Origin of the sequence: Bacillus sp. F56 (assembly GCF_001748205.1) — a bacterium.
Lineage (GTDB): Bacteria > Bacillota > Bacilli > Bacillales > Bacillaceae > Bacillus > Bacillus stercoris.
Genome location: NZ_BDFC01000009.1, coordinates 197,002 through 208,689, shown reverse-complemented (window position 1 = coordinate 208,689; position 11,688 = coordinate 197,002). Strand labels below are relative to the sequence as shown.

Sequence of the window (11,688 nt, the reverse complement as noted above, 5' to 3'; positions counted from 1 at the left end):
GCGCCGATCCCTTTTGGGACGGCGCTCCTTAATCAAAAAACGCCGGCAGTGAGCCGGCGTTTTTTATTTTTTTTCAAAAATAGCAAAAATGTTTTTTGCCTGCTGCGTATTGTCAATAAGCCCCTTCCATTTTTCCTTTCCCGGACCGTAAGCATAAACCGGTACGTCTTCCCCGGTGTGGGCTAATGTCGTCCAGCCTGAAAAAGACCGTTTATCAAAAATCAATTGAATGCTTTTTTGGATCTCAGCTGTATTCGATTGTGAGGCTGCATTTTTAACCTGATTTATCTCGTTTTCCGTCAGCTTCATATCAACATAAGTGCTGAGCACCTTTTCGGCATCTTGGCCTTCAGCGATCTTTTCTGCCATATAGCCCGGCGTTTTTTTAGCGGCGATGATTGGGGAAGGGTCCCATTTATAGCCGGTCTCGCGCGTCATTCCCTCTGCGCCGTAAGAGAACCCGCCTGTAGAGTGATCAGCTGTAATAATAACCAGCGTTTCTTGATCTTTTTTCGCAAAATCCAGAGCAGCTTGAACGCCTTTCTCGAAATCTTCCATTTCGCTCAAAGCGCCCACCACGTCATTTTCATGGGCTGCATTGTCAATATTGCTTCCTTCCATAAGCATGAAAAAACCGTTTTCGTTCTTCTGTAACTGGGTGAGTGCCGCTTCCGTCATGTCTTTTAGAGAGGGTGTGCTGTTCTCTCTGTCAATCGCTTTATCTAATTCAACTTCTCCAAACAGTCCGAGCAGTTTTTCGTGCTGATTTTTTTTTAGGTCTTGCTTCGTGGTCACATAATGATAGCCGTCTTTTCGGAACTCTTCAGCAAGATTTCGGTCATTGCGAATGAAATATTTCGCTCCGCCTCCAAGTAAAACATCAACCTTATGAGATCCATTAATACGTTCATCATAGTATTGGTCAGCAATTTCAGTGTAGTTTTTCCGTGAGACGTTATGTACGCCGAAAGCAGCGGGAGTGGCATCGGTTAAGTCCGAAGTCACGACGATGCCGACGGATTTCTTTTTCTCTTTTGCAGCTTCTGTTACGCTTTTGAGCCGCTGATGATTGTTGTCTACAGCAATGGCGTCATTATATGTTTTCGTTCCGGTTGCCATGGCAGTTGCAGCCGCCGAGGAATCAGTGATATTGTCTCTGGGATCGTTAGGTTTTGTCATCTGCATTCCTGTTAAATAAGAGTCCCATGCTGTTTGAACGGGAGTGTTCAGTTTTTCGCTTTTTAATGTCCTATAGCTGTTAATCATCGGCATACCCATTCCGTCTCCGATGATTAGGATAATATTTTTAGGATTCTTGCTGCTGCTCTTGGATGATTGAGAATGAGGAGGGGATATGAATTCAGTTATGGCAAAAATACTTAAGAAAGCAGTCAAAATGAGGGTGACAGTTACTGTAAACCGTGATTTGGTAATGAGGAACATCTCCTTTTATTATATTTATTTACTAATATGTATTTTATTTGAAAATAATAGAGACTTCAATGTTTTTTTCGATGACAGCAAAAAGCCAATGGGATTCCGCCCCATTGGCTTTTATAATGTATCACACTTCACGCCGACTACGCCTTCAATGGCTTTAATGTCATAGTAGACATCGGTCGTGTATCTGTTTTTATGGACGCGGACCTTCACTTCCATAATTGGAAAATCCTTTTCGCCCAGGTCGTCGATCCGGACGGAGTGTGTTTTGATATCTTTTCTTTTCATTTCTTTTAAAATCTCTGTCATTTTGTCTTTATCAGAAAGTGACATTCTGATGCGGATGTCTTTTTCCTGCAGGCGGTCGGGACCGATTTTTCTGACCGCCCATGGGAGAAATTCCACGCTGATCAGGATGAACAGAAGACTGGCAAACGCTTCTTTATAAAATCCGGCTCCCGTTGCCAGCCCGAGTCCCGCTGCACCCCAGATCATGGCCGATGTCGTCAGGCCGGAAATGACATCATTGCTTTTTCGCAGGATGACACCGGCTCCGATAAATCCGACGCCGGAGATGATTTGTGCCGGCAGACGCAGCGGATCCATCATGATGCGGTAGTATTTAGGGAAATGATATGCCGCATTAATACTGACGATCGTCAGCATGCATGAGCTGACGGCGATGACGATACAGGTTTTTAATCCGAGCGGCTTATTTTTTAATTCGCGTTCAAGCCCGATGACCATGCCAATCAATGTGGCAATGCCCAATTTTAATAAAATATCAGGATCAATATACCAGCTCAACAGCAAACTTCCCCCTTTTCTAAGGTGTTTTTAAATAAATATGATTTTCTCACAGTATTTATAGCAAAACAAGAGCACAAAAGCCACCAAGCTGCGCTTGATGGCTTATTGTTTACTTTTTGCGTTTTAACAGCTTTTCCATGACACCGAATAATCGGTAAGAGGCTTTTGCAGGACGTTTTGTGATCAAGCTTCCAATAATACCTGCAATCATACTCAAGAAAAATCCTGGAATCATTTCATAGATGCCTGTAGAGTCAGCTAAACCAGTTGTAATCCAAATTAATACTGTCGCAGCCCCAACAACCATGGCTGAAAGGGCGCCCCATTCAGTCATCCGTTTCCAATACAGGCTCAGCAGAATGGCAGGCCCAAAAGCAGAACCGAATCCGGCCCATGCATAACCAACCAAATCAAGAATCGTGCTGCTTGGATTCAAGGACATCAGAATCGCAATGACCGCGATAATCAATACTGACAGCCGGCCGGCCAAGACCAATTCTTTATCTGATGCTTCACGTCTGAAAAATGTCCGGTATAAGTCTTCTGTCATTGCGCTTGCTGTTACCAAGAGCTGAGAAGAGATCGAACTCATAATGGCTGCTAAAATAGCAGACAGCAAAAATCCAGTAATCAATGGATGAAACAATATTTTAGAAAAAATAATGAAAATCGTTTCAGGATCACTTACAGCAACTCCGAATTTATGGGCGTAAGCCACACCGACTAAACCCGTTACGGTTGAACCAAGAATGGAGATAATCATCCAGCTCATACCGATTCTGCGCGCAGGTTTTAAATCCTTGATATGCTTAATCGCCATAAAACGGACGATGATATGAGGCTGACCATAGTAGCCTAAGCCCCAAGCCAAATAAGAAATAATGCTAATGACGCTCGCGCCTTTAAAAATATCCAATAGCTTTGGGTTTACAGCTGTAATCTCATGTAAAGCAGGAGAAACGCCGCCCAGCTGGGTAAAAGCAACGATCGGCACAAGCACTAGTGCTGCAAACATGATCGCACCCTGTACAAAGTCAGTCAGACTGACAGCAAGGAAACCGCCAAACAGTGTATATAACACGACAACGCCTGCAGTCAGCAGGAGTCCAAGTGTATAATCGGCTCCAAAAGCAGATTCAAATAATCTTCCGCCTGATACCATACCTGAAGAAGTATACAGTGTGAAAAAGATCATAATGATTAAAGCTGATACAATTTTCAGCACTGACGAAGAATGCTGGAATCGTTTATCAAAAAAATCGGGAATCGTAATCGCGTCATCCGCCGCTTCCGTATACGCTCTAAGACGTGGAGCCAAAAGAAGATAGTTCGAATACGCGCCGATTGTCAAACCGAGTGCAAGCCATAGTGTCGACAAGCCTGTCGCAAACATTGCCCCTGGAATTCCCATCAGCATCCATCCGCTCATATCGGCCGCACCGGCAGACAAAGCAGTAACGAATGGTCCGAGGCCTCTTCCTCCAAGCATGTAATCATTGATGTCAGTGGTTTTCTTGAATGCATACCAGCCGATTAACAGCATGGCAGTAAAGTAAATTCCTAAAGATATAATAATTTCAATACTCACGATTTACCCTCTCTTCATTTCTAATAATGTTGCATCACCTCTCAAATTGATGGTGCCAGTTAAGCAACCTGGCGTAAGTGCGAAACAAAAGAAATTCTTTTGGGGGTGCACTTGGTAACTTAACCTAACAAAGTATTCCCGGCCATTCAAGCAATGAAACCTTGCTCATGAGCGGGAAATACCGCCGCAAACCTAGAAGGGAATAAAGAATAAAACGCTTTCAAAAAATAATAAAAGTAAAAATATTCGGAAAAATATTTCGTTTCTCCTTCGTCTCATTTTAGTATAAAATATATAGGGTATTGTTTCGAAAACACAGGCCTGTCTTAAGGCGTTTTGTTGCTTTAAAGGGCTTGTTTTTGATATGATCAGTATTATATGACTTAACGGAGAAATATGTGGAGGTGGATCATATGTCACGAATTTCAATAGAAGAAGTAAAGCACGTTGCGCACCTTGCACGACTTGCGATTACTGAAGAAGAAGCAAAGATGTTCACTGAACAGCTCGACAGCATCATTTCCTTTGCCGAGGAGCTGAATGAGGTCAACACAGACAATGTGGAGCCTACAACTCACGTGCTGAAAATGAAAAATGTCATGAGAGAAGATGAAGCGGGTAAAGGTCTTCCGGTTGAGGATGTCATGAAAAATGCGCCTGACCATAAAGACGGCTATATTCGTGTGCCATCAATTCTGGACTAAAGGAGGGACACAAGAATGTCATTGTTTGATCATAAAATCACAGAATTAAAACAGCTGATACATAAAAAAGAGATTAAGATTTCTGATCTGGTTGATGAATCTTATAAACGCATCCAAGCGGTTGATGATAAGGTACAAGCCTTTTTGGCATTAGATGAAGAAAGAGCGCGCGCATACGCGAAGGAGCTTGATGAGGCGGTTGACGGCCGTTCTGAGCATGGTCTTCTATTCGGTATGCCGATCGGCGTAAAAGATAATATCGTAACAAAAGGGCTGCGCACAACATGCTCCAGCAAAATTCTTGAAAACTTTGATCCGATCTACGACGCTACTGTCGTTCAGCGCCTTCAAGACGCTGAAGCAGTCACAATCGGAAAACTGAACATGGACGAATTCGCCATGGGATCATCTACCGAAAACTCAGCTTACAAGCTGACGAAAAACCCTTGGAACTTAGAAACAGTTCCCGGCGGTTCAAGCGGCGGTTCTGCGGCTGCGGTTGCTGCGGGAGAAGTTCCGTTTTCTCTTGGATCTGACACAGGCGGCTCCATCCGTCAGCCGGCATCTTTCTGCGGCGTAGTCGGATTAAAGCCTACATACGGACGTGTATCTCGTTACGGACTGGTCGCATTTGCGTCTTCATTAGACCAAATTGGTCCGATTACCCGTACGGTTGAGGATAACGCATTTTTACTTCAAGCGATTTCCGGTGTAGACAAAATGGACTCTACGAGTGCCAATGTGGACGTGCCTGATTTTCTTTCTTCATTAACTGGCGACATCAAAGGACTGAAAATCGCCGTTCCGAAAGAATACCTTGGTGAAGGTGTCGGCAAAGAAGCGAGAGAATCTGTCCTGGCAGCCCTAAAAGTCCTTGAAGGCCTCGGCGCTACATGGGAAGAAGTGTCTCTTCCGCACAGTAAATACGCGCTTGCGACATATTACCTGCTGTCATCTTCTGAGGCATCAGCGAACCTTGCACGCTTTGACGGCATCCGCTACGGCTACCGCACAGACAACGCGGATAACCTGATCGACCTTTACAAGCAAACGCGCGCTGAAGGTTTCGGTAATGAAGTCAAACGCCGCATTATGCTAGGAACGTTCGCTTTAAGCTCAGGCTACTACGATGCGTACTACAAAAAAGCGCAAAAAGTGCGTACGTTGATTAAGAAAGATTTCGAAGACGTATTTGAGAAATATGATGTCATTGTCGGACCGACTACACCGACACCTGCGTTTAAAATCGGTGAAAACACGAAAGATCCGCTCACAATGTACGCAAACGATATCTTAACGATTCCGGTCAACCTTGCCGGCGTACCGGGAATCAGTGTGCCATGCGGATTAGCAGACGGACTTCCGCTCGGCCTGCAAATCATCGGAAAACACTTTGATGAAAGCACTGTATACCGTGTTGCTCATGCATTTGAACAAGCGACAGACCATCATAAAGCAAAACCTGAACTGTAAGGGGTGAAAAGAATTGAACTTTGAAACGGTAATCGGACTTGAAGTCCACGTTGAGTTAAAAACAAAATCAAAAATTTTCTCAAGTTCTCCAACGCCATTCGGCGCTGAGGCGAATACGCAGACAAGCGTCATTGACCTCGGATACCCGGGTGTCCTGCCTGTCCTGAACAAAGAAGCCGTTGAATTCGCAATGAAAGCCGCTATGGCGCTCAACTGTGAGATCGCAACGGATACGAAGTTCGACCGCAAAAACTATTTCTATCCTGACAACCCGAAAGCGTATCAGATTTCTCAATTTGATAAGCCGATCGGCGAAAACGGCTGGATCGAAATTGAAGTTGGCGGAAAAACAAAACGCATCGGCATCACACGCCTTCACCTTGAAGAGGATGCCGGAAAACTGACGCATACAGGCGACGGCTATTCTCTTGTTGACTTTAACCGCCAGGGAACGCCGCTTGTTGAGATCGTATCTGAACCGGATATCCGCACGCCGGAAGAAGCGTACGCGTATCTTGAAAAGCTGAAATCCATCATCCAATATACAGGCGTTTCCGACTGTAAAATGGAAGAAGGCTCACTTCGCTGTGATGCCAATATCTCTCTTCGTCCGATCGGCCAAGAGGAATTCGGCACAAAAACAGAATTGAAAAACTTGAACTCCTTTGCGTTTGTTCAAAAAGGCCTTGAGCATGAAGAAAAACGCCAAGAGCAGGTTCTTCTTTCCGGCGGCGTCATCCAGCAGGAAACGCGCCGTTATGATGAAGCAACGAAGAAAACCATTCTCATGCGTGTCAAAGAGGGATCTGACGACTATCGTTACTTCCCAGAGCCAGACCTTGTCGAGCTATACATTGATGATGAATGGAAGGAACGCGTAAAAGCAAGCATTCCTGAGCTTCCGGATGAGCGCCGCAAGCGTTATATCGAAGAGCTTGGCTTGCCTGCATATGACGCGATGGTTCTGACGCTGACAAAAGAAATGGCTGATTTCTTCGAAGAAACCGTTCAAAAAGGCGCTGAAGCCAAACAAGCGTCTAACTGGCTGATGGGTGAAGTGTCAGCTTACCTAAACGCTGAGCAAAAAGAGCTTGCCGACGTTGCCCTGACACCTGAAGGCCTTGCCGGCATGATCAAATTGATTGAAAAAGGCACCATTTCTTCTAAGATCGCGAAGAAAGTGTTTAAAGAATTGATTGAAAAAGGCGGCGACGCTGAGAAGATTGTGAAAGAGAAAGGCCTTGTTCAGATTTCTGACGAAGGCGTGCTTCTGAAGCTTGTAACAGAAGCGCTTGACAACAATCCTCAATCAATCGAAGACTTTAAAAACGGAAAAGACCGTGCGATCGGCTTCCTGGTCGGACAGATTATGAAAGCGTCCAAAGGACAAGCCAACCCGCCGATGGTCAACAAAATTCTGCTTGAAGAAATTAAAAAACGCTAATAAAAAAGCAGCCCTTAGAGGCTGCTTTTTTATGGTTAAATGGAGATAAAGACAGAGATCAGAGCCCGAAGCTTTTCAACTTCTTCGTTATTGGTTCCGGTCAAATTGGACAGCATGCCTTTTATAATCGGCTTGCGCGGTTTATCCTGAGCCAGTTCTTCCTCGATCACATCGAGTGACACTGTGATATCCTCGGGCAGCGTGCTGTTTTCTTTCACTTTCTGAATGTCCTCAAGCAGCTGGTCTTTCCCCGCAGGCATCGGATTGAAAATTTCTTTTGGCACGATCGGATTGAGGTTTGAACGGCTCAGCCCCTGTACAAGATCATCCAGTCTCTCGATGATAAAGGCTGAGATTTCCTCTGCACCGATATTAAGCTCACTGTTAAATACCATCACATTCATATAGGAATGCACGATGCCTCTTGCCATGATAGACAGATCCGCGACGTACCGCTCGATTCCTTCGCCATAGGATACCAGCAAGGCGTTCCGGTACAGCTTATCCGTCTCCATGGTTACTTTGTAAAAGTATTGCTTGATTTCTTGATTTTCCGGAATGATATTTTCGGTAAGCAAAAGAACGATAAAATCTTTATGATCGCGAAAATCTTCAAATTGAGCGCCAATTTGCTTTTTTAACACTTCCTTAGGCGGCTTTCCGGCGAGATCTTCTTCTATATCTTTCATTTTGGTCATAGACATACCGATGTAATATTCACAGGCAGATAACAGCAGCGCTTCTTTCGATTTGAAGTGCAAATAAAAAGCGCCCTTTGAAATGCCGCATTCACTGGCGATTTCCTGGATCGTCGTAGCTGCGAATCCTTTTTTCGCAAATAAACGAATGCTGGCTTTTATGATTTTCTCTTTTTTTTCATTCATGACGTGCTTCCCCTTAATCCTTGAAAAATTTAGTAAAATTTTCTGGTATATGAGTTGACGTTGTTGCGTTATAACGTTTAGTATTATATAGAATGACCAGTCAGTCAATAAAAAATGTAATGGAGGATATGATGAATCACGTTATTAATTTCGTTCTGAAAAACAAATTCGCCGTATGGCTGATGACGATTATTGTAACGGCAGCCGGCTTGTATGCGGGTATGAATATGAAGCAAGAGTCTATTCCTGACGTGAACATGCCTTACTTGACGATCAGCACGACATATCCGGGTGCGACACCAAGCCAAGTGGCTGATGAAGTGACCAAACCGGTTGAACAAGCCGTTCAGAACTTGGACGGTGTCAGCGTTGTGACGTCGACGTCCTATGAAAACGCATCGTCGGTCATGATTGAATATGATTATGAGAAAGACATGGACAAAGCAAAAACAGAAGCGGCTGAAGCGTTAGAAAACGTCAGTCTGCCTGATGACGCGAAGGATCCGGAGATTTCACGCTACAGCTTGAACTCATTCCCGATTCTGACGCTGAGCGTGTCCAGTGATAAAGATAACCTGCAAGAGCTGACGAAAAAAGTGGAGGACAGCCTCGTTTCTAAGCTTGAAAGCATAGAAGGCGTTGCGTCCGTCCAAGTATCAGGCCAGCAGGTGGAAGAGGTTGAATTCTCTTTCAAAGAAGACAAACTGAAAGAATACGGCCTTGATGAAGATACTGTGAAGAAAGTGATTCAAGGTTCAGATGTGACAACCCCGCTTGGCTTGTACACATTCGGAAATGAAGAAAAATCTGTCGTCGTCAGCGGCGATATTGAAACAATTAAAGATTTGAAGAATATGAGAATTCCTACGGCATCTGCTTCAAGTGCAGGCAGCAGCGCAGCATCTCAAGCGGCGGCGCAAAGTGCACAAGCAGCTCAGAGCGCACAAGCTGCAGCACAGGCACAGCAAAGCGCAAGCACAGCAGTGCCGACGGTCAAGCTTTCTGACATTGCTACAATTAAAGATGTGAAAAAAGCTGAATCCGTTTCACGCACAAATGGCAAAGACAGCATCGGCATCAACATCGTTAAAGCAAACGATGCGAATACGGTAGAGGTTGCCGACAATGTCAAAGCTGAGCTGAAGAAGTTCAAAGAAGACCATAAAGGCTTCAACTACAGCGCAACTCTCGACATGGCGGAGCCGATCACACAGTCAGTTGACACGATGTTAAGCAAAGCCATCTTCGGTGCTATTTTTGCGATTGTGATTATTCTCTTATTCTTAAGAGATATCAAATCTACATTAATTTCGGTAGTTTCAATTCCATTATCATTGCTGATCGCACTCCTTGTGCTGCAGCAGCTTGATATCACACTGAATATTATGACGCTCGGCGCAATGACCGTCGCCATCGGACGTGTCGTCGATGACTCCATCGTTGTGATCGAGAACATTTACCGCCGCATGAGACTCAAAGATGAGCCGCTCCGCGGAAAAGCCTTGGTTCGTGAAGCGACGAAGGAAATGTTTAAGCCGATCATGTCATCAACGATTGTGACCATCGCGGTATTCCTGCCGCTCGCACTTGTAGGCGGACAAATCGGTGAATTGTTTATTCCATTTGCCTTAACGATTGTTTTTGCGCTTGCCGCATCACTGTTGATTTCGATCACGCTTGTGCCGATGCTCGCACACAGCCTGTTCAAAAAATCATTAACCGGTGCGCCGATGAAAGCAAAAGAACACAAACCAGGCAGACTTGCAAACATCTATAAAAAAGTATTGAACTGGGCGCTGAGCCATAAATGGATCACGTCTATCATCGCTGTTCTAATGCTCCTTGGAAGCTTGTTCCTTGTACCGTTAATCGGTGCCAGCTACCTGCCGTCCGAGGAAGAAAAAACGATGCAGCTCACATACAGCCCAGAACCGGGTGAAACGAAAAAAGAAGCCGAAAAAGAAGCTGAAAAAGCGGAAAAAATCCTGCTTGACCGCAAGCATGTCGATACGGTTCAGTATTCATTAGGCTCTGGCAGCCCGCTTGCCGGAGGAGATTCTAACGGTGCGTTATTCTATATCAAATATGAAAGCGACACGCCTGACTTTGATAAAGAAAAAGACAACGTGCTGAAGGAAATTCAAAAGCAATCTGACCGCGGAGAATGGAAGTCACAGGACTTCAGCTCTTCAGGCAATAACAACGAATTAACATACTATGTGTATGGCGATTCTGAAAACGACATTAAAGACACAGTCAAAGACATTGAAAAAATCATGAAAGATGAAAAGGATCTGAAGAACGTAAATTCAGGCCTTTCCAGCACATATGATGAGTACACATTTGTCGCTGACCAAGAAAAATTAAGCAAGCTCGGTTTAACCGCGTCTCAAATTTCTCAAGCCTTAATGTCACAAACATCACAAGAACCGCTCACAACTGTGAAAAAAGACGGCAAAGAGCTTGATGTGAACATTAAGACAGAAAAAGACGAGTATAAGAGTGTGAAAGATTTAGAGAATAAAAAGATCACTTCCGCGACTGGCCAGGAAGTCAAAATCGGCGATGTGGCAAAAGTGAAAGAAGGATCAACATCAGATACCGTGTCAAAACGTGACGGAAAAGTCTATGCGGATGTCACAGGTGAGGTTACATCTGACAACGTCACAGCCGTATCAGCTGCTGTACAGAAGAAAATCGATAAGCTAGACCATCCTGATAACGTATCGATTGACACAGGCGGTGTATCCGCGGATATCGCTGATTCCTTCACGAAGCTCGGTTTAGCGATGCTGGCAGCAATAGCGATCGTTTACCTTGTGCTCGTGATTACCTTCGGCGGAGCATTAGCGCCATTTGCGATCCTGTTCTCATTGCCGTTCACAATCATCGGTGCCCTGGTTGGACTTTACGTATCAGGTGAAACGATCAGCCTGAACGCAATGATCGGTATGCTCATGCTGATCGGTATCGTTGTCACGAATGCGATTGTCTTAATTGACCGCGTGATTCATAAGGAAGCGGAAGGCCTGTCTACGAGAGAAGCGCTTCTGGAAGCCGGCTCTACACGACTCCGTCCGATCCTGATGACAGCCATCGCGACAATCGGCGCCTTGATTCCATTAGCACTCGGCTTCGAAGGCGGAAGCCAGGTCATTTCAAAAGGACTCGGCGTCACGGTTATCGGCGGTTTAATCAGTTCAACGCTTCTGACGCTCTTGATCGTGCCAATCGTATATGAAGTATTGGCGAAGTTCCGTAAGAAAAAACCGGGAACGGAAGAAGAGTAAAAAAACAAAAAGCCTCAGCTCTGCTGGGGCTTTTGTGCGTTTTCACCTGTAAGAT

7 protein-coding genes and 1 pseudogene are annotated in these 11,688 nt (G+C 44.8%); 4 read left to right on the top strand and 4 right to left on the bottom strand.

What is annotated here, in order from left to right:
• Positions 1 to 63: 63 nt before the first annotated feature.
• The 3 genes from BFW96_RS16535 to putP form a co-directional block, all read right to left on the bottom strand.
• Positions 64 to 1,443: an alkaline phosphatase gene (locus BFW96_RS16535; RefSeq protein WP_069840046.1), complete on the bottom strand. Its 1,380-nt coding sequence runs from the start codon at positions 1,441 to 1,443 to the stop codon at positions 64 to 66.
• Between the two features lie 111 nt (positions 1,444 to 1,554).
• Positions 1,555 to 2,253, bottom strand: a complete 699-nt coding sequence (locus BFW96_RS16530) for an MgtC/SapB family protein (RefSeq protein ID WP_014663093.1) — start codon at positions 2,251 to 2,253, stop codon at positions 1,555 to 1,557.
• Positions 2,254 to 2,359: 106 nt separating this feature from the next.
• Entirely contained in the window at positions 2,360 to 3,838 is a 1,479-nt protein-coding gene (gene putP, locus BFW96_RS16525) for a sodium/proline symporter PutP (RefSeq protein ID WP_069840045.1), read from the bottom strand.
• 413 nt (positions 3,839 to 4,251) lie between these two features.
• On the opposite strand from putP, the gene gatC reads away from it, so the two are divergent.
• The 3 genes from gatC to gatB are packed head-to-tail and all read left to right on the top strand — an operon-like array spanning position 4,252 to position 7,459.
• Positions 4,252 to 4,542 carry an Asp-tRNA(Asn)/Glu-tRNA(Gln) amidotransferase subunit GatC gene (gene gatC / locus BFW96_RS16520; RefSeq protein ID WP_003219442.1) on the top strand — a complete coding sequence of 97 codons (291 nt, stop codon included), beginning with the start codon at positions 4,252 to 4,254 and terminating at the stop codon, positions 4,540 to 4,542.
• Positions 4,543 to 4,557: 15 nt separating this feature from the next.
• Positions 4,558 to 6,015 carry an Asp-tRNA(Asn)/Glu-tRNA(Gln) amidotransferase subunit GatA gene (gatA, locus tag BFW96_RS16515; protein WP_003233901.1) on the top strand — a complete coding sequence of 486 codons (1,458 nt, stop codon included), beginning with the start codon at positions 4,558 to 4,560 and terminating at the stop codon, positions 6,013 to 6,015.
• 13 nt (positions 6,016 to 6,028) lie between these two features.
• Positions 6,029 to 7,459, top strand: coding sequence for an Asp-tRNA(Asn)/Glu-tRNA(Gln) amidotransferase subunit GatB (gene gatB / locus BFW96_RS16510; protein ID WP_003219444.1), 1,431 nt, complete (start codon positions 6,029 to 6,031; stop codon positions 7,457 to 7,459).
• Here the strand turns inward: gatB and BFW96_RS16505 are convergent.
• Positions 7,446 to 8,343: pseudogene (locus tag BFW96_RS16505) on the bottom strand (TetR/AcrR family transcriptional regulator). The gene gatB and the pseudogene BFW96_RS16505 sit on opposite strands and share 14 nt — an antisense overlap.
• Positions 8,344 to 8,474: 131 nt before the next feature.
• Between BFW96_RS16505 and srfP the strand changes: the two are divergent.
• Positions 8,475 to 11,633, top strand: a complete 3,159-nt coding sequence (gene srfP / locus BFW96_RS16500; RefSeq protein WP_069840043.1) for a surfactin resistance protein SrfP — start codon at positions 8,475 to 8,477, stop codon at positions 11,631 to 11,633.
• Positions 11,634 to 11,688: the final 55 nt, after the last annotated feature.

Coding starts and splice junctions, on each gene's coding strand:
- BFW96_RS16535 (WP_069840046.1), bottom strand. CDS start 1,443: ATGTTCCTCATTACCAAATCACGGTTTACAGTAACTGTCACCCTCATT.
- gatC (WP_003219442.1), top strand. CDS start 4,252: ATGTCACGAATTTCAATAGAAGAAGTAAAGCACGTTGCGCACCTTGCA.
- gatA (WP_003233901.1), top strand. CDS start 4,558: ATGTCATTGTTTGATCATAAAATCACAGAATTAAAACAGCTGATACAT.
- srfP (WP_069840043.1), top strand. CDS start 8,475: ATGAATCACGTTATTAATTTCGTTCTGAAAAACAAATTCGCCGTATGG.